A 23116-nucleotide genomic window follows, 5' to 3' on the forward strand; every position below is an offset into this window, starting at 1 on the left:
TGGTTCTGTTATAATTTACTGGTTAAAAAAGATTATTTCTTCTTTTTAAATTCTTTCCATTGTTCAAATCTTTCATCGATCCTTGCTTTAAGCAAATCATAGTTGCTCCATGAATTTTCAATTCGATACAAAGTATCCTGGTCAAGCAGGTTGTTAACGACTCTGATATTGAGTAGTCGTGCATAATCACCTAAATAATCCTTATGGACTTTTGCAAATTTTGTTCCGTCTTCATAGTAGGCTCTGGCAAATTCATTTCCAGTTTTATTCAAGTCATTGCTGGTTAATTTACCGTCACAATTGCTCATCAGATATTCACTCCCAGTAAATGTTCTGTTTTTCACATTTTGGATATCATCCTCAAAATTACAAACTTGTTCTTCTGATAATAAATCATTTTCGATGAACCACGTAAGGAATATGCCGATGTGTGTGGCACCATTTATTTGCGGAAGGTCAGGAGGGAAGTCACCACCATAATGCCAGGAGGCATCGTCGTATTTCTTCATAAATCTATATTCATTGCTTTATATGATATTGCTAATATATCAAATTTAATATATTTCGATAAAGAGAATTGCAATGCGTATTGAAAAATGAAAAGTTGATTTAACATTTAGAGGTTATAATCTTTATGATAGCTGTGGCATTTGCGTAAACCATAAAATGCCCGCCACCCTTAATTATAATATCAGGTTTTGTTGTAAATCTAAAAGGTAAAATGTTATCTGCTGTTCCATGAATATGGGTCAGATTCACTGGCCGCTCTGTGTTTCTCCATTCGAGGATACAGGTCAGTGCCCATTTCATGAAGTATGGATCACTAGCTGTAACGAGTTGTTTGAGCAAAGTGATTTCTTCCGGTGTTTTAGCCCCAAGTAGTTTAAGGCCTATACCGTTACCCTTTTTCAAAAGACTAACTGGCACTAACTTCTGTAATCTTAATTTTCCGGCTGCACGGTAGTACCAGGGCAGCCCTTTAAATGAAGTGGTACTTGAAATCAGAAAAGTATGTACAGGATTCAGTTCTTTAGCAATTTCCGTGGCCAGCATACCGCCAAAGGATAAACCGACTAGATAAAATGGTACAGATGTATCTATTGACAGGGCAAGTCTGGCTGCATAATCAGCCAAAGATTCATTGGGATGAGGGGAAATCCACTCAAGATGTATTAATTCAAAATCAGGTGGAAAGATGAGCTTTCTGAAAGCACGTCTGTCTGCTCCTAAACCACTGATAAAATATACAGTTTTATTCTTCATTTTGAACTTTCTAAATCAGTGATAGGAACTTATACAAAGTTACGCTTTATTATAAATTTAATTCAAAATTAAGCTTAAAAGGCTTCTGCAATGAAATTAATAACTATTTTGCGCCAAATGAGAAAGTGTGTGGTGATAGCATTGTTGCTATATATAAGCTGTGGGGTTAGTGCACAGGTAAAGAAGCAGGCTGTTTATCTTGGGTTTGAATTAATGAATCCTGAGTTTGGCAGCTATTTTCCCTTGCAATTATTCAACCTCAAAGGGGTGAAAAACATGAAGATCAACAGTAATGAAAATGAACTGTTTAAAGATCTTCGGATTGAATTTAACAGCAAAGGTCAATTGATTAAGGCAGTAGGAAAAAAAGATTCTCTGGTGATCACTTATAGAGACAATGCACCAATCAAATTCACAACTAAAAATCAAGCGCTCGAATTTCGCTATTCAGGAGATACGGTTATCGTAATGGATCATCAAATAATTGCCTTGTATAATTTACGTGGCTCTGTTTTCCTGAATACAAAAATATATGCACTTGAAGAAGGTAACCAGACAAAGACAAGTTTGGTATTAAAAAGTTCGAGGATAGTTGAATTTAAAGGTGATAGTTTGCAATTAATAGCTGATCAAAATAATAAACCACGCTATATTACGAGTTCAAAGAATCAGATTCTGCCTTTTACCAGAACGTATAATATGGGAGATCAGGAGCAGAGCTATCTTGTTCAGGATGCTTATGCTAATGATTCGCAGGGAAATTTGATTGTAGACAAGACACTGAGCCTTGAAGACAGACTTCGTTTTCTATTTACAATGAAAAATGGAAGACCTGTAAGCATTTCCACGACCAGACATTTTTTGTCAGAAGATGGACAGACGGTACGTAAATCTACGCTGAGCCCGGGAGTTCCGGTGATTAGCTATGAATATTTCAATTAGTACAATAATAGCATGAAAAAGTATATAATAATAGTATTGATGCTATTGATAAACTGTGGGGTTATCGCTCAGGAAAAGAAGGCAAAAGAAATAAAAAATGCAGCTAAAGCGGCTATGTATCTGGCTTTTGATCAGGCTACCAGAGATCGTTATGTTTTTCCTATTCAATTTTTCAAGCTCCATAAAATAAAAAAGGTTATAGCCAGTAATACAGCTGATCCTGACAATGACTTTATTCTGGAGTTTGATAAAAACGGACGATGGATTGGCCTGGGTAATAAAGGCGATAATCTAAGATTAAAGTATAAGAATAATATGCCAGATGAATTTACAAACAGAACAGGCAAAATGGTTGACTTTAAATATTCAACAGATACACTAATAGTTAAGATAGAGTCAAGGGCATGGCAGTATACTCTTAATGGCAGTATGTTTTTAAGGATAAAATGTTATATTCAGGATAAAGCTGATTCTTCAGGAAAACTGACAATCAGTACGAATCAGGTCACTATTAGAAAAAAAGCTGGCACTCCGGAAGTTATTTCAGAACCGGCCAATTTGATAGAACAGGACTATCTTCCAAGAGAGATCACCACATACAGTAACACCAACTGGGATTTACCACTGTCGATTGATAGTGATGATCTTGCGTACAAAGGAAGAACTGATATCGGCAACGTGAGCAGAGAAAGGTATTACAAAGACAAAGAGGGGAATTTTGTTGAAGATAGAACTGAATCAGGTTATACCACACACCATGTTTTTAAGATGAAGGATGGAAAACCGCTAAGCCTTACCACGAGTTACAAGGGAAGACAATTGAAAGGGACTCCTGAACCAAAACCTGAAATCACTACTTATAAGTACACCTATTTTCAATAAAAGTTATCAATAAGGATTAAGTCCTTATTGATAACTAAAAAGATTACATCCATTTTGAGGCAAAGCGATAAAACTCGTGTCTGAGTTCATTGAATAGCCTTTCTTCTGTCAGATAGTCTTCATGTAAATTGTGATTGTCTGAAATTGTGATTTTCTCTACTGAACCATCAAATTCGCTGATCTGATCTTTGATGTTGTTGTTATTCTCGTGGATACTGCTCTTCAGCTCATCAATTGCATGCTTGTGGATGATAAATTCATTCTGAAAATGCTCAACCTGCTCTGCTACCTCTTTGTTGGTATTGTCAGCAAGGATCTCTTCCAGTCTTTCTTGCAGGATTCCAAGTTCCTGAGCATAAAAGTCAAGGCCCCTCAAGGAGTCGCTATGTAAATTCGTAATATGTTTAATACTTAGCTGTTTCATAGTACTAATATATCTATAATTATAATGAGGGTTTGTTAACTCAAAATAATCTTTCACATGCTGATTTATGGCTGACACTCAACATTTAAGCAAGTCATCCCGGATTTCCAACAAACACAGCTACTGCTGCTTTAAAAATGAAACCGCCCAGGATTCCCTTTAAAAATTTACCCGTTAAACTTCCCATAATAAATAAATGTTTTCCACCTATGTAAGCTATTCGCGTTAAAGATTATCCTGATGCGTAAAAAATGTCCGCAATTGTCCGCAGCTGTCTGCAATTGTCCGCATTTGTCCGTGGGTTAGTCCAAGGGAAAATTATAATTTCATTAATCTTCAACTGGTTATGGTTTGGTTCTGCCTGAGTGTTGGTCGGGGTGACACCAGGTTGAAAACAGGCTGTAAGCATGGCAAGTCCAATTGATTTCAACTAGTTGTTTTGACTTGGACTTGCCATGGACTCACGTTACTTTAGCATTGCTCTTACCCTAACGACTACTCAGGCAGTACCCGGCCGGTATAGATTTATTATTTAGCTATTTTGAATTTATTTACTACCAGCCCGGCCTTGTTTTGGCTGAGTCATTCCCATGCAAATTGAAAGCTTTCAGCGCAAATCCACAGGCATAAGCGCATCCGTGATCTGTTTAGCACGTCAAAAATTTATGCTTAAAAAAGAGACTGCTCCACAAGTTGATGACTTGATCCCTTAAAGAGAGGAAGAAACGAAAAACCCGGCGATATACTGCCGGGCTTTTACTATTTGGGTGTGTTGTTGCATTCTATTGGGTGTGTCGTTGCATTAAAAGCATTCTAAGTAGCTGTTTACTGTATTCTACACTTATGACTGTAAAACCCGCTATTGGTTTAATCGGATATTAAAATAAATTATTGAAAGATTAAATCATTTGTTCCTCGTAAAATAGAATATATCGGCAAAAAGGATATACGCATGAATAACAAGTGTTTAAACACATTTGTGTTTACACAATTTAACCACAAGATGAACAAAAGTAACATAAATTTAATTTGTTTTCTTATTAAAGGTTAATTACATTTGAGTATGGATATATTTAACAGAGAAAAATACGACCTTGTATTTAGTAGCGGTTTAGAAGCCAACAATGCGGTAAAAGACGGAGAGTCCCGCACAGTAATGAATAAATACATTGCATTTTGTGAAAAATTAATAACGGAGAATCCCGACACTAAAGTGGACGATCTTTGCGATTCTGCAATAACCGGATTCCGCTATTTGAAGAAATATGGAGAAATCCCCGTAGTAAATACACTATAATTCACAAATCATCATTGGTTTTTCATTTATATTTTGATCTTTGGCAGCAAATCAAAAATAATGAATAAAGCAATTTTTTTAGACCGTGATGGGGTCCTTAATCATGAGCGGAATGATTACATCTGCCGGGTAGAAGATTTTGAAGTACTGGAATATCAGATTCCTCCTTTAAAAAAATTCTTTGACGAAGGCTATCTTTTGGTAATTATTACCAACCAGGGAGGAATTGCCCTGCAACGTTATACGGAAGATACATTGGCTGAGATGCACGAAATACTGTTCAATAAGTTTGAAGAACACGGTGCCGAGATTATTCATGCTTACTACTGCCCGCATCACCCGACTGTAAATGGTGAATGTGAATGCCGCAAGCCTAAATCCGGAATGCTGCTTGAAGCCATTGCAGAATATAATATTGATCCTGCATTGTCAGTAATGATTGGTGATAAACCAAGAGATGTAGAAGCTGCAAATGGAGCAGGAGTGAAGGGTATCCTGATCGCACCTGATGAGCAGATTGATTATGATAAAGTAAAAGCAGTTCTGGAAGGGGAATAGTTTTTAGATCTTCTATAAAAGGCAAAAAGGCCGTTTCATAAATGAAACGGCCTTTTTGCTTTCTAACCTTATATATTAAGCGATAACTTAAGCCTTAGCTTCAGCTGCTTTTTTGTGATCAGCAAGGAATGTAGCTAATCCGCTATCAGTTAATGGGTGTTTTAACAGACCTAAAATAGCTGATAATGGGCCAGTCATTACGTCTGCACCTAATTTAGCACAGTTGATGATGTGTAATGGTCCACGGATAGAAGCTGCAAGAATTTCAGTTTCATAACCGTAGTTGTCAAAAATTAAACGAATGTCTTCGATTAATTGTAAACCGTCTGTACCTATGTCATCTAAACGACCCAGGAAAGGAGATACATAAGTAGCACCTGCTTTGGCAGCTAATAAAGCTTGTCCTGACGAGAAAATCAATGTACAGTTCGTTCTGATTCCTTTTGACGAGAAATATTTGATGGCTTTAACACCGTCTTTAATCATCGGAACTTTAACTACGATCTTTGGATCAAGTTTAGCTAAAGCTTCGCCTTCTTTAATAATATTTTCAAAATCTGTAGAGATAACTTCAGCACTCACATCTCCGTCAACGATCGCACAAATTGCTTTGTAATGATCGATAACATTCTGATCGCCTGAAATACCTTCTTTAGCCATAAGGCTCGGATTGGTCGTTACACCATCTAATACACCAAGATCTTGTGCTTCTTTGATTTGCTCAAGATTAGCTGTGTCAATGAAAAATTTCATGATTTATATGATTTAAGGAAAAATAAACTATGGATAAATTTAGCGTATGCTCTGGACGGAAGATTGTGCAATGAAAGCATAGTCAATCTGCTAAAAAATAAAAAATGGGCAAGCAACCTTTATCGCACCGCTACAACCTTCTACCCTTGCTTCGTTCCCGCCCTGGGGGAGTTCAAAGGGAGCTGATCGTAAAGGACTTGCCCACTGCAAATGTAGCAAAAGAGTTCAGTCTACAAAAGCGAAATCAAGAAATAATTGATGTTTTTTATTGAAAAATTGATAATAGATTGAATTTTAAGGGTTTGTATTTGAATAAAAATTTAATTTATATCTATATTTAGTGAAATAACCTTAAAAATTGGGCTGGCAACCTAAATTTCCGCTCTTTTTTATCCCGACAAACGAAATAAAAAGAGAGATTTTGTCTGAAAACTTCTGATTACGACTTAGATTTAGAGAGCTAATGCAAAATAATTCTAAATAATACGTTTACGAAGTTGACAATAATTACATACATTTATTATCAACTTCATAAACTAACCAGCGTCAAATTATGCTGTTATTTATTTTTCGCAAAAAAAATGTCAAAATGGCAATTATTCCGGTAAATTATTATCTTAGTGTTTCGAATACATTAAGATATGGAACAAATAGAAGAAAATCAGGGCTTATACAATTCAAGCTTTGAGCATGATGCTTGCGGTATTGGTTTTGTTGCCCACGTAAAAGGAAGGAAGTCACAACAAATAATTTCAGATGCTATTACAATCTTAGAGAATCTTGACCATCGGGGGGCTTGTGGGGCTGAAATTAACACTGGTGATGGTGCCGGGATTATGATACAGGTTCCACATGAGTTTTTATATGACGAGTGCCTTAAAATTGGGTTTAGCCTGAATCAATCTGGTGACTATGGTGTTGGGATGTTATTTCTCCCAAAGGATGTGAGAGCGCGCGAAGAATGCCGGGAAGTGATTTACCGCGCTGCTGAAAAATTAAACCTGGAAGTATTAGGGTTTAGAAAAGTAAATACCAATACAGAAGGTATTGGAGATATGGCTTTATCTGTAGAGCCTGAAATGGAGCAAGTATTTGTAGCGAGACCTGACCAGATCGCTGCCGGTGCTGACTTTGAACGTAAACTATATGTATTCAAAAATTACCTGACTAAAACTATTCTGAATACAGTTAAAGGAATTAAAGCAGATTTTTATATCGCTTCTTTTTCTTCTCGTACTATAGTTTACAAGGGTCAGCTGACTTCCATGCAGGTACGCACTTATTTTACAGAGTTAAGCGATAAAAGAGTTGTTTCTGCGTTTGGATTAGTCCATTCAAGATTTGCAACAAATACTTTTCCCTCGTGGAGACTGGCACAGCCTTTCCGTTACATTGCCCACAATGGCGAAATCAACACCTTACAAGGCAATTTAAACTGGTTCCGTGCCAGCGTAAAATCTTTTGCCTCCAGTTACTTTACTGCCGAAGAATTAAACATTCTGTTACCGGTAATTGATGAAACGCAATCTGATTCTGGCTGTCTGGATAATATTATAGAGTTATTACTGCATGCGGGCCGTTCTCTGCCACATGTATTGATGATGCTGATACCTGAGGCATGGGATGGCAATGATGACATGGATGAGCTTAAACAAGCTTTCTATAAGTTCCACGCGACTTTAATGGAGCCTTGGGACGGACCTGCGGCTATTGCTTTTACGGACGGTAATTTAATTGGTGCAACTTTAGACAGAAACGGATTAAGGCCTTCGAGATATGCGATCACTAAAGATGACCGCGTAATTATGGCTTCTGAGTCTGGCGTATTAGCTTTAGATCAAAGTCAGATTATTGAAAAAGGAAGGTTGACACCAGGAAAAATGTTCGTGGTAGATATGGAGCAGGGCAGAATTATCAGTGATGATGAAATCAAAACTGAAGTTTGCAGCCGTCGTCCTTATGCGGACTGGTTAAATCAATACCAGATCCGTCTGGAAGAGTTGTCTGATCCAAGAGTGGTGTTTACAGGCTTATCTCAGGAATCTATATTTAAATATCACCAGGTATTTGGCTATAGCAGGGAAGATATAGATCTGATCTTAAAACCAATGGCTATTGAGGCGAAAGAACCAATAGGATCTATGGGGACTGATATTCCTCTGGCTGTTTTATCACAGAAACCTCAACATCTGTCTTCTTATTTTAAACAGCTTTTTGCACAGGTGACAAATCCGCCAATTGACCCGATCAGGGAAAAGGTAGTGATGAGTCTTGCCGGGTTTATGGGTAACAACGGTAATTTACTAGAAGAACATGCCATGCAATGTCATTGTGTGGGTATTAAACATCCGATATTAACTAACCTGGAGTTAGAGAAAGTAAGAAGTATTGATACCGGTGTATTCCAGTCTAAAACATTACAAACTTATTTCAGAGCTGATGGTAAACCGGGATCTCTGGCTAAAGGTTTAGAGCGTTTATGTCGTTATGCGGTTGATGCAGTTGAAGATGGTTTCCAGGTGATTGTGTTATCTGATCGTGCATTGGATTCAGAACATGCTGCAATTCCTTCTCTGATGGCCGTATCTGCGGTGCATCACCATTTAATTCGTAAGGGTCATCGTGGAGCTGTAGGAATTGTTGTTGAGGCTGGGGATGTATGGGAGGTTCACCATTTTGCCTGCTTAATTGGCTTTGGTGCTACTGCTGTCAATCCTTATCTGGCTTTAGAGACTATTTCAGACTTTGACAAGGAGAGTGGTCTTAAACCAGAAAAATTAATTCAGAATTATATATATGCTGTAAACAGTGGTTTATTGAAGATCTTCTCAAAAATGGGAATCTCAACATTACAATCATACCATGGTGCACAGATATTTGAAATATTAGGTATCCACAAAAGCGTAGTAGATAGTTATTTCAGCGGCGCAGTATCAAGAATCGGCGGATTAGGATTGGATGATATCGCCAAAGAGGCTTTAATTAAACACGGCCGTGTATTTGGTAAATCTACGCGTCCCGATATGTTGCTGCCTACTGGTGGAAATTATAAATGGAGAAGAAAAGGTGAACAGCATTTGTTTAATCCACAAACGATCCATTTGTTACAGAATGCAACCCGTAAAAATGATTATAATGTTTATAAGCAATATAGTAAGCTGGTTAATGAGCAAACTAAACAGGCTTACACAATCCGCGGTTTATTCGAATTCAATTACAACCGTGCACCTGTTTCATTGACGGAGGTTGAACCTGTTGAAGCTATATTAAAACGTTTTGCTACAGGAGCGATGTCTTTCGGGTCTATTTCCCATGAAGCACACTCTACTTTAGCGATTGCAATGAACCGTATTGGCGGAAAAAGTAATACTGGTGAAGGTGGTGAAGATGAATTAAGATATGAAATCCTGCCAAATGGGGACTCTATGCGTTCTGCGATTAAACAGATTGCTTCGGCAAGGTTTGGGGTAACGAGTAATTATCTGACTAACGCAGATGAGTTACAGATTAAAATGGCCCAGGGAGCGAAACCTGGTGAAGGTGGACAGTTACCTGGACATAAGGTAGATGACTGGATTGCAAAAGTCCGTCACGCAACACCGGGTGTAGGCTTGATTTCTCCGCCTCCACACCATGATATCTACTCTATTGAGGATTTAGCACAATTAATTTTTGACCTTAAGAATGCCAACAGAGCAGCAAGGATCAATGTTAAATTGGTCTCTAAAGCTGGTGTAGGTACAATTGCAGCTGGTGTAGCGAAAGCACATGCTGATGTGATCCTGGTTTCTGGTTTTGATGGTGGAACAGGGGCATCGCCGCTTACTTCTATACAACATGCTGGTTTACCATGGGAATTGGGACTTGCTGAGGCGCATCAGACTTTGGTTAAAAACCGTTTACGCAGCAGGGTCGTTTTACAAACTGACGGTCAGTTAAAAACGGGTAAGGATATTGCGATAGCGGCTTTATTAGGTGCTGAAGAATGGGGGGTAGCTACAGCTGCTTTAGTAACTTCAGGTTGTATCATGATGAGAAAGTGTCATTTAAATACTTGTCCGGTTGGAGTGGCAACACAAGATCCTGATTTGAGAAAGTTGTTTACTGGTGATCCTGATCATGTGGTTAATCTTTTTCACTTCCTGGCTGAAGAACTTCGGGAAACAATGGCTGAATTAGGTTTCAGAACTGTTGAAGAAATGGTTGGCCAGGCAGATGCTTTGAGTTTACGTGCAATTGATGATGCAGACTGGAAATTGAAAAATCTTGATCTTTCTGCAATTTTATATAAAGCACCTGATAATGGTTTGAGTTTATTCAATACTGAATCACAGGATCATGGAATCAGCAATGTGCTGGATCATGAACTGATTGCGGCTTCGCAGCCTGCTTTATTGAATAAAGAACCTATTTTCAAAGAATTTGAGGTTAAAAATACAGACCGTGCGTTGGGTACTATGTTATCAAACGAAGTGTCTAAAATCTATAAAGGAGTAGGCTTACCTCCTGATACGATCAACTTCAAATTCCATGGTTCTGCGGGACAAAGTTTTGGCGCTTTTGCGGCAAGAGGAATCTCACTTGAATTAGAAGGTGAAGGAAATGACTATGTAGGTAAGGGATTATCCGGAGCACGTTTATCAATCTATCCGTTCCGCGAGGTAACCTATGTACCGGAACAGAATATCATTATTGGTAATGTGGCCTTATATGGTGCTACTTCGGGTGAATTGTTTGTAAGAGGGCTGGCAGGTGAGCGTTTTGCAGTTAGAAACTCTGGTGCTACAGCTGTAGTGGAAGGTTTAGGAGATCATGGTTGTGAGTATATGACGGGTGGTGAAGTACTTGTTCTGGGAAATACAGGCAGCAATTTTGCAGCTGGTATGAGCGGAGGAGTAGCTTGGATTTATGATGTGAATGGCGATTTCCCTAATAAATGCAATAAGGAAATGGTAGATCTTGATCCTTTAAATGAGGAAGATGAATTACGGATCAACAGTTTACTAAAAAAACATATCCAGTTGACAAAAAGTAAATTAGCTGAATTCATATTAAGTGATTGGACAACACAGTCTGCACATTTTGTTAAAGTATTCCCTAAAGAATACAAAGCGGTTTTATTAAAAAGAAGTAATAAAGTTAAGACATCATAATTATGGGAAAAGTAACCGGATTTTTAGAGTATGAGAGAACTGCTCCTGTAAAGCAAGATGCAAAAGAGCGTTTAAAACATTATAATGAATTTGTTGTCGCGTTTGAGCAGGATCAGGTCAAACAAGAAGCTGCACGTTGTATGGATTGTGGGGTACCATTTTGTCAGTCGGGTTGTCCGCTGGGAAATGTAATACCTGAGTTTAACGAAGCGGTATATAAAGCGGAGTGGGAGGTGGCAGCCAATATTTTACTGAGCACCAATAACTTTCCCGAGTTTACAGGTAGGATTTGCCCTGCGCCTTGTGAGTCTGCTTGTGTATTGGGAATCAACAAATCTCCTGTTTCTATTGAAGACATAGAAAAACATATTATTGAAATTGCCTTCAATAAGGGATATATTAAAGCAGAACCACCATTGATCCGTAGCGGTAAAAAAGTAGCGGTAATTGGTTCTGGCCCTGCTGGGTTAGCGGCGGCTGCCCAACTAAATAAAGCTGGGCATGAAGTGGTAGTTTATGAGCGTGACGATACACCAGGCGGATTACTAAACTATGGTATTCCTGATTTTAAATTGCAGAAAGATGTAGTGGCCAGAAGGATCAGCCTGATGGAAAAAGAAGGAATTGAGTTCAAGTGTAATGCTAATGTTGGTGTTAATGTTGAACTGAATACCTTATTGCGAGAGTATCAGTCAATTGTTCTGGCTGGCGGTTCTACGATTCCACGTGATTTAAACGTAACTGGAAGAGCAGCTAAAGGGGTACATTATGCAATGGATTTCTTAAAACAGCAAAATAAAAGAGTTCGTAATTTCAGTATTGATGAGGAACAAATCCTGGCTACCGGAAAAGATGTTATCGTAATTGGTGGAGGTGATACAGGATCTGATTGTATCGGAACTTCAAACCGTCAGGGGGCAAAGTCTGTAACTCAGTTTGAGATTATGCCTATGCCTGCTCAAAGCCGTACCGAGAATATGCCATGGCCTTCTTATCCAATGTTATTGAAAGTAACCAGTTCTCATGAGGAAGGTTGCAGCAGAGCATGGGGTGTAAATACAAAGGCTTTTATTGCGGATGAAAATGGCGCACTTAAGGCTTTGCAGGTTGTGGATGTGGAATGGGAAATTGATGCAGTTGGACGTCCTGTGAATTTTAAAGAAATTGAAGGCACGGTACGTGAATTACCTTGTCAGCTGGTATTGCTTGCCATGGGATTCTTATATCCTCAGAAAGAGGGACTTCTGGAGAAATTAGGAGTTGAATTGGATAACAGAGGAAATGTAAAAGCCGAAGAAGGTAAATATCAAACTAATATCGCCAAGATTTTTGCAGCAGGAGATATGAGAAGAGGACAATCATTAGTAGTTTGGGCAATATCCGAAGGTAGAGAAGCGGCGAGAAAAGTCGATGAATATCTGATGGGATCCAGCAGACTACCTACTAAGGATGGTATTCCTTACGCATAAGAATTTAAAATCAACCTTAACCAAAGAAAAAAACTAAGGACAAAACAATAATAACTATTACTAACCAAAAAGAAGAGCCGTTCCATATCTATGGGCGGCTTTTTAATTTCAATTAATTTAATAGGACAATAATTAATTATTATTTCTATATTAGTGCATAAATTATGTATTTATCCTCTATTTAATCACATGAAAAGAAATAATGTATTCATTTTGTTGCTGATGTTAACGGCAATAACTTTCTTCACTTCTTGTAAAAAGAGTATAGATTATAAAAATGATTATGACCGGAGCCACGACTCCTGGATGAGCTTCAGGAAATCATCCAATAATTCTTATAGTTATAAAGTCAGCTCAGGATCATGGACTGGCACGAGCAATGAAACTGTGATTACCGTGAAAGATGGTAAAGTCACTAATCGCACTTATGTATATAAAATACCAACTAAAACACCAGGTGAGGGTATTATAAAGGAAGAATGGCAAGAAGATCAGGCTACACTGAATACGCATTCTGCTGGTGCACCTACTTTAACTTTAGATGATGTTTATCAAAAAGCCAAAACTGAATGGTTATTAAAAAGAAAGGATGCCGAAACCTACTTTGAAGCAAATAACAATGGAATGATCTCTACCTGCGGATATACGATGAATGATTGTCAGGATGATTGTTTTAACGGAATTAAGATTGCATCAATCATAAAACTATAAGATAATGAGGGGTTTTCAATTTCAAAACCCCTCATTATCTTATTTACAATCTTAACTTAGCATAGAAATCCCACAACACTATTCCCGCAGAAATTACGATGTTAAAAGAATGTTTAGTACCAAACTGCGGTATTTCAATACATTTATCAATTTGCCCCATTACATCATCACTCACCCCATTAACCTCATTACCAAAGATCAGAGCGTATTTTTTTGCTTGATCTGGTTTAAAAGTATTCAGCATAATGCTGTCTACGGCTTGTTCAATAGCTATAATTTCATATCCATCTGCGCGTAAATCTTTAATTGCATCCAGCGTTTCTTCGTAATGTACCCAAGCTACAGATTGTGTTGCGCCAATGGCAGTTTTCTCAATTTCACGATGCGGAGGCTGTGCAGTGATACCACAAAGAATCATTTTCTCTATAGCAAAACCATCTGCTGTTCTGAAAGCAGACCCCACATTATTCATGCTGCGCACGTTATCCAGTATCACAACTACCGGTAGTTTATCCTGTTCTTTAAATTCCTCTATACCTACACGGTTTAATTCAGCTGTCTTTAATTTCTGCATGGCGCAAAAATAGAATTAAATTGTGGTAGCTCCATTACCAATTTCACTGATATATACATCTGGTGCATAACCAACGTGTTCTGTATAGTAAGCGGTCAGTTTTTCTCTGAAATCTGCCTCTGCATCTTTTTTTAGCAGCGCTATTGCACAACCGCCAAAACCAGCACCTGTCATTCTTGCGCCTGTAACTTCAGGATAAGTTGCACAGAATTCCACAACGGTATCCAGTTCTTTACCAGTAACTTCATATAAATCCTTCAATGATTGATGTGAAGCATACATCAAACGGCCAAATTCATCCAGATCACCATTATTTAATGCTTTTGCTGCAAGATTTACCCGGTCATTTTCTTTGATAACATGGGTAGCCCGTTTTAAGATAGTTTCATCTTTAATCAAATGGCTGTGTAAGGCAAATTTATCAGCAGTTAATTCACATAGATTTTTCAGCGTGATTTCCTGATTTAAGGCTTTAAGTGCAGCCTGACATTCGGCTACTCGTTCATTATATTTTGATTCTGCGAGCTCACGTGGTTTATTTGTATTAATGATGGTTAAGACGTGATCTCCAAGGTTGCAGTCTACAATCTTATATTTCAAAGTGTCACAATTCAATACAATTGCTTTATCTTTTTCTCCGAAAGCAACGGCAAACTGATCCATAATACCACTGTTTACGCCAATAAACTCATTTTCTACCTTCTGAGCAAGTTTCACTAATGCTAAACGGTCATAATCCAGACCGAGATAAGCGGTGATTGCATAAGCCGTGACAACTTCTATGGAAGCGGAAGATGATAGTCCTGATCCCACAGGAATATTGCCAGCATATAAAAGATCAAAACCTACCGGGATTTGGAAATTTTTTAGAATTTCATTAAAAACTCCTAACGGATAGTTATACCACGCAGTACCTTCTTTTTCATAAGCAGGCTTTAAAGGGATCACTGCTTCTTCAGGAAAATTTACACTTTTAAAACGGATAACCTGATCGTTATTTGGCGCAAGACAAAGCCATGTACCCAGCGTAATTGCACAGGGCAGTACTAAACCTCCATTATAATCAATATGTTCACCGATCAGATTTACGCGGCCGGGAGTAAAATAAGTAGCGGCCGGTTGCTGGCCGTAGGTATCAAAGAATTTACTGGATAGTTCAGATTTCATTACTGTTTTGTGGTTTGGTTGATCAATGGAACAACAGCTACTGGTCAAAAAACAAATTTAAACTGATTAAATGTTCATTCGGGTTTAAGATTTGCTTGTATTATTTGTAGTATTGTTATTGTAAATATCGACTAATATACGTTTTATGAAAGAAAATAAAATTAGCACCGGGCGATTTATTGATGATAAAGAAATCTTTGCGGTAGAGCTAACTAACAGTCTTGGCAGCAAGGTGAAAATATATAACTATGGAGCTATTGTAAGTGAATTTATTGTAAAGAATGCAATAGGAGAGAAACAGGATATCGTATTAGGTTTTGATGATATTGATGGCTATCTGAATGAAGATTATCTGGCCAATGACTACCCTTATCTGGGGGTCATCGTCGGACGTTATTCTAATCGGATTAAAGACGGAAAATATAGTATTGATGGGGTAACCTATGAAATGGCTCAAAGTCTTCATGGTGGTTTAACTGGTTTCGATAAAAAGGTCTGGGATATTTTGCCTACGGTTGACCCGAGTTTAACATTACAATATGTAAGCCCTGATGGGGAGGAAAGTTTTCCAGGTAATTTAACAGTTCAGCTTACATTTAAGTTATCCGACGCAGACGAATTAATTCTTGATTATAAAGCATTTACTGATGCACCCACAGCACTTAACCTGACACATCATACTTATTTCAACCTAAATAAAGATGGTGAAAATATAGCTGGCCATTATTTAAGAATTCCTGCGAGTAATTATTTAGCACAAGATAAAGATTATGTAGTGACTGGTGCATTGGTTCCTGTAGCGGGTACGAGTCATGATTTTCTGGGTGGTAAAACTATCGGACAGGATTGGGATGTTGAAGAAGGGTATGATCAGAGCTTTGTACTGGATAAACCTTACGGCGAATTAGGATTGGCTTCGGAAACTACAGAAGCATCTTCAGGATTAAAACTTGAAGTTTATACGACAGAGCCTATTGCTCATTTTTATACTGCTAAGTATCTGAATACAGCCACTGGTAAAGGTGGAAAAGCTTATGGCCCGTATAGTGCTTTTTGTATAGAGACACAGCACTATCCGAATAGTGTGAATGTTCCGGAATTCCCAACTACAATTTTGCGTCCTGGACAGACTTATGCACAAACCACAATTTTCAAAGTAAGTCATAAATAAATAAACGGACATGGATCGGTTAAAAATCATTAGTGCTACAGTTAGACCGGGTAGGAAAGGGCCTTTAGTGGCAGAATGGATTGCTGAAATAGCAAGAAAATCGGGTACTTTTGAGGTCGAGTTGATAGATTTAGGCCTTCTGGATCTGCCTTTAATGGATGAAATCAATCATCCTGCGATGCAGAAATACGAACATGAGCACACCAAAAAATGGAGTGCTAAAATTGAACAGGCTGATGCTTTCATATTTGTAACTGGCGAATATGATTTTGGATATCCTTCGCCTTTGAGAAATGCGTTGGAATATCTGTATAAAGAATGGAATTACAAAGCTGCCGGAATAGTAAGCTACGGTGGTATTTCTGCCGGAACAAGAGCTGCCAATGCGCTGAAGAATGATCTGAGCACTTTTAAAATAGTACCTTTGTACGAAGCAGTGAATTTTTCTTTCTTCACAGAGCTGATTAATGAGGACGATATTTTCGTGCCTCATGAACGTTCTGAGAAAGCAGCACAAGTGATGCTGAAAGAATTAGTACGCTGGACAAAAGGGTTGAAATTAATCAAGGCTGACCTATAAAAGGTTAACCTTATAAATGAAAATACAATGAAAGTAGATATCTGGTCGGATGTGAATTGTCCGTTTTGTTATATAGGAAAGAGAAAGTTTGAGTTGGCACTGGAACAGTTTGAACATAAGGATAAGGTTGAGGTAGAATGGCACAGTTTTGAGCTGGACCCAAATGCAGAAACCAAACCAGAATTGAATGCTTATGATTATCTGGCAGAGAAAAAAGGACAGACCAGAGAATGGTCTGTACAAATGCATGAACAGGTTATTGGTGCAGCTGCTGAAGTGGGTTTAAAGTTTGATTTTGATCAGGTTGTAATCGCGAATTCTTTTAATGCACACAGGCTGATTCAATTGGCTAAAACAAAAGGGCTTGACAATGAAATTGAAGAGCAATTATTTATTGCACACTTCACAGAAGGAAAAAACATTGATGATTCTACCGTTTTAATTGAAACAGGTAAGGCTGCTGGATTAGATCAGGCTGACATCGAAGCTTTGCTTTCTGATCATACTTTTACAGAAGAAGTCCGTGCAGACGAACAGATTGCACAGCAAATTGGCATCAGCGGGGTTCCTTTCTTTATTATCAATCAAAAATTAGCAGTTTCTGGTGCACAGCCTCCTGCTACTTTTTTAGGGGCATTGGAACAAGCCTGGACTACCAGCTTATCAGAGGGACAGCAATCCTAGATAATGGACAGCCTTTTGAAAAAACATATAATGGTATTGCAGCTTGTTGTTTTTGCTGCAATACCATTTAAATTAGCTGCACAGGGCGGTTTATCTCCTGATAATCCTATACAGAAAATTGATAACCGGATCATGATTGATCTTTCTGAACATAGGACACCAGAAAAAACTAACGTGTTCATGTTTTTATCTAAGTATAATAATCTGGTTAATGTAGCGGTTCCCGTAGGCATATTTGCCGCTGGTGTAATTGACAATGATAAAGGAACCCGCCAGAATGCAATGTATATTGCCAGTAGTTCTGCTGTTAATTTACTGCTGACACTGGTTATTAAAAAAATTGTAAAACGTCCAAGACCATTTTTGGGACAAGTTAAAATCAATGCGGTCTATTATCCGGGACAAACATCTTTTCCTTCTGGTCATACTTCCTCTGCTTTTACAACAGCAACTGCTTTAACACAGGTTTATCATAAATGGTATGTGATCGCACCTGCTTATTTATGGGCATCTTCTATTGGATATTCCAGAATGTATTTAGGTGTACATTATCCTTCTGATGTAGCTACTGGTGCATTGGTTGGTACAGGCACTGCACTCTCTATGGGATTTTTAAGACCCGGCCATTAAACCATGTTTTCGAAAAATCACCAGTTACACTTACTATAAGTTAAGCTTATCTTCTGAATAAATAAATTAAATCTTCTGACCGGTTAAATAGAAGAGTTCTAAACAATGTAATCACGTATTGCCTATATTCGCTGCAATTTTAATCGAATATGAAGAAAATGATACCTATGTTGGTTACATTATGTCTGTCTGCGGGTTACGCAGCAGCACAAAGTGATACTACAAAAAATCTAAACGAAGTGATGGTCAGAGAGAACCGCCTTAAACTTCCGTTCTCTAAACAAAACCGTAATATCTGGATAATTGATAACCAGCAAATTAAGAATCTGCCTTCAAGGTCGATTAGTGAATTACTGAGTTATGTAACAGGAGTCGACGTTCGTCAGCGCGGGCCTGGTGGGGTACAGGCAGACATCAGTATTGACGGTGGAACCTTTGACCAGACGCTTGTTTTAATCAATGGGGTTAAGGTTTCAGATCCTCAGACGGGTCATAACATGATGAATTTACCAATTTCTGTAGATGACATTGACCATATTGAGGTATTAAGAGGCTCTGCATCACGCATATATGGCACAAATGCTTTAACAGGAGCAATTAACATTGTAACTAAAGCTGTAACCAGAACCAGTGTTTCTGCAAATGTATTTACCGGGAGCAGTTTTAAAAAGGATGAAGTTAGTGGAGACACTTATGCAAATTACGGGGTGCGCGCTACCGGAACATTGGCGTTAAAAGAATCCAGTCACTTGTTTTCTGCCGGGCAGGAAGCTGGAAATGGGTACCGTTATAATACTGCTTTCAATAACCAGAAGTTCTTTTACGAAGGTAAAGTCAACGTAGGAAAAACAGATCAGCTGGAAATTACCGGTGGTTATATCCATAATAAATTTGGTGCAAACGGTTATTATTCATCTCCGGGTGATAAAGAAGCCGAAGAAACAGTAAAAACAGCGATTGCAGCTGTAGCTTACAAAACGCAGCTAACTTCTTTTTGGAGTTTGATGCCAAGATTGAGCTATAGAAATAATGTTGATGATTATTTATATATCAAACAAACTCCAGATAAGTTTCATAATCACCACGTTACCCAGGTATTGAGTGCTGAGCTGAACAATAGTTTTCAAACCGGAATTGGTGAATTTGGTTTAGGGCTTGAAACCAGAAAAGAAAAAATCAACAGTACAAACCTGGGCAAAAGAAACAGAGATAATGCTGGCATATACGGAGAATATAAATTTGACCTGGTGAAGAATTTGCTGGTAAACGTAGGGAGTTACGTGAATTATAACTCTGATTATGGGTGGCAGGCTTTCCCTGGCATTGATGCGGGATATAATTTTTATGGAAACTGGAAAGTTTTTGTGAATGTTGGAACAGGGCAACGTTTACCAACTTTTACTGATCTTTATTATAAAGGGCCAACCAATATTGGTAATGACCAGTTACAACCAGAAAAATCCCGCTATGCTGAGGGAGGGATTAAATACAACTCAACGCATTTTGTATTAAATGCAAGTCTCTTTAAACGCAGAATTACTAATTTTATTGACTGGGTAAAGGATAAAACAACCGATCCTTGGCAACCTAAGAATTTTAGTGAATTGAATACCATGGGCTATACATTAAGTGCAGATTATAATACCGGCGCGCTGGAGAACTCTGCTTTTAATAGCTTAAGGTTTGGTCTGGCTTATACGTATCTTGATCCTAAGGTTAAAACAACCTTACCGGAAGCTAATATCTCCCGTTATGCTGTAGAATCTTTAAAAAATCAACTGACCGCTACTGTAAATGCAGAATTTTTGAAAGTAATGGCACTAACCGTAACTGCAAGATATTGCGAACGGATTAGTTATAAAGATTATACTGTGATGGATGCAAGATTAACTTATAAATTAAAGCGCAGCAGTATTTATGCAGATGCTTCGAACATCTTCGATGTGAACTTCATACAGGCCGGAGCAGTTCCAATGCCTGGTGTATGGGCAACATTGGGTTATAAAATTGCTTTATAGCATTTTTATTTATTTCTTATTCTATGGTAAGATGCAGCAGGATTATTGGAAGTAAATTTGTATAACAAACCAAAAGAATAAGAATATGGCACAAACAGTTTTGCATACTGCAACCTCAAGAGGTGGAGCAGATCACGGATGGTTAAAAAGTTATCACACTTTTAGCTTTGCTAGTTACTACAATCCTGAAAGAGTAAATTTTGGTGCATTAAGAGTTTTAAATGATGATGCAGTAGATGGAGGAAGGGGTTTTGGAGAACATCCACATGATAATATGGAAATTATTTCTATTCCTTTATCTGGGTCATTAGAACATAAAGATAGCATGGGTAATATAGGGACTATTGAACCAGGAGAGATCCAGGTTATGAGTGCCGGAACCGGAATTTATCATACAGAATATAACAAAAATAAAGATCAGACAGTTAAATTTTTGCAGATATGGGTATTCCCGAATAAAAGGAACGTTGAACCAAGGTATGATCAGGTAAAAATTGATACTCCTGAAAAACCAAATACTTTGGTACAGATCTTATCGCCAAAGCCAGATGATGCAGGTGTATGGATTCATCAGGATGCCTGGTTCAATTTAGGAAAGCTGGAAAAAGGAAGTCAGGTAGACTATTCGTTGCAGAAAAAAGGAAATGGTGCCTATATCTTTGTTTTAGAAGGTGATATTGAGATCAATGGTCAGGCATTATCTAACAGAGATGGTTTTGGGATCTGGGACACAGATAATTTCATTATACAGGCATCAGCGGATGCGGAATTTTTAATTATGGATGTTCCAATGGAATTCTAATTATGGAAAACAGGACAGAGATTTTAGTAATTGGCACGCATGAAGACATTTTACAGACTATACTCAGGTTGTTAAATGCAGAGAGTTTATGGCATGCTGAAGGTGTTTCCAACTGTGAAGAAGCTATTGCGAAATGTAAATCTCATGCTTACCAGGTAATATTGCTTGGCGGTGGATTAACTGAACTGGAAGAAATGAAGTTGAAAACGGAAATCAGATTAATACATCCCGCAATACATATTATTCCACATTATGGTGGTGGGAGCGGGTTACTTTATGCGGAAATTCATGGCGCACTAAATACTGCGAAATAAAACCTGATTCTATAAACATAAAAAAACCGGCTATCTGCCGGTTTTTTTATGTTTATTATTCTAACCAGAATAAATTAAGCGTTTTCTATATCGCTTTTTACAGCATTCGCTTTATCCTTAATTTCTTCTTTAGCATCCTTGATATCATCTTTAGCATCGTTGAATTTAGATTTTACAGTTTCAACTGCTCTATCTTTTAAATCAACAAGCTCATCGGCTCCGTTTTGCAATTTTTCACCGTAAGTCTGATATTTATTTTTTGCAGTGTCGGCTATTTGATCCGCACCATCTTTTAGCTTTTCTTTATAAGTCTGCAATTTATCCTTTGCATTATCTGCAAGATCTTTAGTCTTATCTGCTAACAGGTTCCTGGTTTCTGATCCGCTGCTTGGTGCAAATAATACACCTAAGGCCGCTCCAACTGCTAATCCAGCTAATAAAGCTACAACAACAGGAGTTTTATCAGTTTGCTTGCCTAAGTGGTCATTAATTAATTTTTTGTAATCCATGGTAATTAGTTTTTTATGATTAAACTGTATTAATTTCAAGTTGGTAAACAGATTTGTTGTAATTATGCTTACAGATTATACTGTTCAAAAACCAGTCCATTTTAGATTTTTGAGAAAAATAAATAATATAAAAGCTTTTAACCTACCGGCCGCATCAGACAGTTTAAAAAAAAAGGCCCCCCGACTAATCAGAAGGCCGTTAGTATAAATGGTGAATCTGTTAGCTTTCAGAAGTAACAGGCTTTCTAACTGTTTCAATGGACAGTACACCGTCTCCTTCAATCAGAAAGCAAACCAAACCGGCCAGGACCAGGCATGAAAGCCAGAATTCTGAATAAGGTCTGAATATTTGCTGCTGTGGGAAATTAACATAGAAAACTGCAACCATTAATATTGGGATAATTAACAGGCAGAACAGGCGTGTATGTGTCCCTAAAGCAATGAGCAGACCGCCAATAATATGAAGTGCTATAATTAAGTGTGCAATTAAACTGATGGACACCGCTGTCCCCAAACCCGAATCTTCCATCAGGACGGTAAACGCATGTAAATTGAGTGCAAATGCAACTCCTTTCCAGATCAGTGTTATGCCTAAAACTATTCTCAGATAGTCCAGCCATTTCGGATGGTGGTGATCCCCCCAGTCCTGAATTTTTGATAGTAGGTTCATCATGATGTTATATTTTGGTTACATCAATGTACGAAATAATCTCCTGCATATCAAGCTATATAAGGTTAATTATATTGTTATTATAACCATTGGATTAATATGCCCGATAACAAATTAAATTAAATAAATTTGCACACTTATAAATTATACATGATCGAGCCAACATTATATTACGAAACCATCAACAGGAATGCAGTCCTGATCAAAGCGAAAAAACCATTTTATGACTGGATCAACTATGTAGACCCTGAATTCCCTGTAATTGATAATGATGAAGGGACTGTATATCTGATCAAGGAACAAAAAACAAAGGCAAAAATTGAAAGCTGGTTAAAGAAAAACTTTGATCAATTGTTTAAAAATGAGCTTAGAGACTACCATACAGATGAGAATGACTGGCCTCAGAAACGTACTTATAAAGTTTTCCAGGAATGGTTCACCATTGAAATATCGTCAATGATCGTTGATCTTCAAGATACTGATATTGTAAAAAGTTAAGCTATTCTGTGATCCTTTCTTTAATTCGTTTAACAATCGTTATTATT

23 protein-coding genes and 1 other RNA gene are annotated in these 23116 nt (G+C 37.8%); 15 read left to right on the forward strand and 9 right to left on the reverse strand.

Going from position 1 to position 23116, the window contains the following annotated elements; genetic code table 11:
* Positions 1-32: 32 nt before the first annotated feature.
* A complete protein-coding gene (locus tag HDE70_RS08805; protein ID WP_183867146.1) occupies positions 33-509 on the reverse strand; it encodes a hypothetical protein in 477 nt (158 codons plus the stop codon).
* A gap of 100 nt (positions 510-609) precedes the next feature.
* Complete coding sequence (locus HDE70_RS08810) at positions 610-1263, reverse strand: alpha/beta fold hydrolase (RefSeq protein WP_183889451.1); 654 nt, start codon at positions 1261-1263, stop codon at positions 610-612.
* Between the two features lie 90 nt (positions 1264-1353).
* On the opposite strand from HDE70_RS08810, the gene HDE70_RS08815 reads away from it, so the two are divergent.
* The gene (locus HDE70_RS08815) at positions 1354-2205 is read left to right on the forward strand and encodes a hypothetical protein (RefSeq protein WP_183867144.1); all 852 of its coding nucleotides are present in this window, start codon (positions 1354-1356) and stop codon (positions 2203-2205) included.
* Positions 2206-2217: 12 nt separating this feature from the next.
* Positions 2218-3087 (forward strand): hypothetical protein, encoded by an 870-nt coding sequence (locus tag HDE70_RS08820; RefSeq protein WP_183889453.1) that lies wholly within the window; start codon positions 2218-2220, stop codon positions 3085-3087.
* A 43-nt stretch (positions 3088-3130) separates the two neighbouring features.
* Here the strand turns inward: HDE70_RS08820 and HDE70_RS08825 are convergent, their stop codons facing one another.
* Positions 3131-3511: a hypothetical protein gene (locus HDE70_RS08825; protein WP_183867142.1), complete on the reverse strand. Its 381-nt coding sequence runs from the start codon at positions 3509-3511 to the stop codon at positions 3131-3133.
* A 1063-nt stretch (positions 3512-4574) separates the two neighbouring features.
* Here HDE70_RS08825 and HDE70_RS08830 point away from each other — a divergent pair.
* Together HDE70_RS08830 and HDE70_RS08835 are read left to right on the forward strand one after the other, a co-directional pair.
* A complete protein-coding gene (locus HDE70_RS08830; RefSeq protein ID WP_183889455.1) occupies positions 4575-4808 on the forward strand; it encodes a hypothetical protein in 234 nt (77 codons plus the stop codon).
* A gap of 60 nt (positions 4809-4868) precedes the next feature.
* On the forward strand, positions 4869-5366 hold the full coding sequence (locus tag HDE70_RS08835; RefSeq protein ID WP_183867140.1) for a D-glycero-alpha-D-manno-heptose-1,7-bisphosphate 7-phosphatase: 498 nt from the start codon (positions 4869-4871) through the stop codon (positions 5364-5366).
* 87 nt (positions 5367-5453) lie between these two features.
* Here HDE70_RS08835 and fsa read toward each other — a convergent pair whose 3' ends face one another.
* Together fsa and ffs are read right to left on the reverse strand one after the other, a co-directional pair.
* Entirely contained in the window at positions 5454-6119 is a 666-nt protein-coding gene (gene fsa, locus HDE70_RS08840; protein ID WP_183867139.1) for a fructose-6-phosphate aldolase, read from the reverse strand.
* 103 nt (positions 6120-6222) lie between these two features.
* Positions 6223-6322, reverse strand: an RNA gene (gene ffs / locus HDE70_RS08845) — signal recognition particle sRNA small type.
* A gap of 438 nt (positions 6323-6760) precedes the next feature.
* On the opposite strand from ffs, the gene gltB reads away from it, so the two are divergent.
* The 3 genes from gltB to HDE70_RS08860 all read left to right on the forward strand — a co-directional run bounded on the left by gltB (position 6761) and on the right by HDE70_RS08860 (position 13452).
* Positions 6761-11272: a glutamate synthase large subunit gene (gene gltB / locus HDE70_RS08850; protein ID WP_183867138.1), complete on the forward strand. Its 4512-nt coding sequence runs from the start codon at positions 6761-6763 to the stop codon at positions 11270-11272.
* Between the two features lie 2 nt (positions 11273-11274).
* On the forward strand, positions 11275-12741 hold the full coding sequence (locus tag HDE70_RS08855) for a glutamate synthase subunit beta (protein WP_183867137.1): 1467 nt from the start codon (positions 11275-11277) through the stop codon (positions 12739-12741).
* Positions 12742-12930: 189 nt separating this feature from the next.
* The gene (locus HDE70_RS08860; RefSeq protein ID WP_221302024.1) at positions 12931-13452 is read left to right on the forward strand and encodes a hypothetical protein; all 522 of its coding nucleotides are present in this window, start codon (positions 12931-12933) and stop codon (positions 13450-13452) included.
* 43 nt (positions 13453-13495) lie between these two features.
* On the opposite strand, the gene HDE70_RS08865 is transcribed toward HDE70_RS08860, so the two are convergent.
* Positions 13496-14026 (reverse strand): RNA methyltransferase, encoded by a 531-nt coding sequence (locus HDE70_RS08865; protein ID WP_183889457.1) that lies wholly within the window; start codon positions 14024-14026, stop codon positions 13496-13498.
* A gap of 15 nt (positions 14027-14041) precedes the next feature.
* Complete coding sequence (locus HDE70_RS08870) at positions 14042-15193, reverse strand: galactokinase (RefSeq protein WP_183889459.1); 1152 nt, start codon at positions 15191-15193, stop codon at positions 14042-14044.
* Positions 15194-15338: 145 nt separating this feature from the next.
* On the opposite strand from HDE70_RS08870, the gene HDE70_RS08875 reads away from it, so the two are divergent.
* From HDE70_RS08875 to HDE70_RS08905, 7 genes are all read left to right on the forward strand, one after another.
* The gene (locus tag HDE70_RS08875; RefSeq protein WP_183889461.1) at positions 15339-16364 is read left to right on the forward strand and encodes an aldose epimerase family protein; all 1026 of its coding nucleotides are present in this window, start codon (positions 15339-15341) and stop codon (positions 16362-16364) included.
* A 10-nt stretch (positions 16365-16374) separates the two neighbouring features.
* Positions 16375-16944 carry an NADPH-dependent FMN reductase gene (locus tag HDE70_RS08880; protein ID WP_183867133.1) on the forward strand — a complete coding sequence of 190 codons (570 nt, stop codon included), beginning with the start codon at positions 16375-16377 and terminating at the stop codon, positions 16942-16944.
* 27 nt (positions 16945-16971) lie between these two features.
* Positions 16972-17628: a DsbA family oxidoreductase gene (locus tag HDE70_RS08885; protein WP_183889463.1), complete on the forward strand. Its 657-nt coding sequence runs from the start codon at positions 16972-16974 to the stop codon at positions 17626-17628.
* Positions 17629-17643: 15 nt separating this feature from the next.
* Positions 17644-18258: a phosphatase PAP2 family protein gene (locus HDE70_RS08890; RefSeq protein ID WP_260160196.1), complete on the forward strand. Its 615-nt coding sequence runs from the start codon at positions 17644-17646 to the stop codon at positions 18256-18258.
* A 149-nt stretch (positions 18259-18407) separates the two neighbouring features.
* Positions 18408-20276, forward strand: a complete 1869-nt coding sequence (locus tag HDE70_RS08895) for a TonB-dependent receptor plug domain-containing protein (protein ID WP_183889465.1) — start codon at positions 18408-18410, stop codon at positions 20274-20276.
* Between the two features lie 85 nt (positions 20277-20361).
* Positions 20362-21078: a pirin family protein gene (locus HDE70_RS08900; RefSeq protein ID WP_183889467.1), complete on the forward strand. Its 717-nt coding sequence runs from the start codon at positions 20362-20364 to the stop codon at positions 21076-21078.
* A 2-nt stretch (positions 21079-21080) separates the two neighbouring features.
* Positions 21081-21392: a hypothetical protein gene (locus HDE70_RS08905; protein WP_183889468.1), complete on the forward strand. Its 312-nt coding sequence runs from the start codon at positions 21081-21083 to the stop codon at positions 21390-21392.
* A 74-nt stretch (positions 21393-21466) separates the two neighbouring features.
* Here the strand turns inward: HDE70_RS08905 and HDE70_RS08910 are convergent, their stop codons facing one another.
* On the reverse strand, positions 21467-21901 hold the full coding sequence (locus tag HDE70_RS08910) for a YtxH domain-containing protein (protein WP_183867128.1): 435 nt from the start codon (positions 21899-21901) through the stop codon (positions 21467-21469).
* A 220-nt stretch (positions 21902-22121) separates the two neighbouring features.
* Entirely contained in the window at positions 22122-22574 is a 453-nt protein-coding gene (locus HDE70_RS08915) for a DoxX family protein (RefSeq protein WP_260160197.1), read from the reverse strand.
* 147 nt (positions 22575-22721) lie between these two features.
* On the opposite strand from HDE70_RS08915, the gene HDE70_RS08920 reads away from it, so the two are divergent.
* Positions 22722-23069 (forward strand): hypothetical protein, encoded by a 348-nt coding sequence (locus tag HDE70_RS08920; protein WP_183867127.1) that lies wholly within the window; start codon positions 22722-22724, stop codon positions 23067-23069.
* Positions 23070-23116: the final 47 nt, after the last annotated feature.

Origin of the sequence: Pedobacter cryoconitis, from assembly GCF_014200595.1 — a bacterium.
GTDB lineage: Bacteria > Bacteroidota > Bacteroidia > Sphingobacteriales > Sphingobacteriaceae > Pedobacter > Pedobacter cryoconitis_C.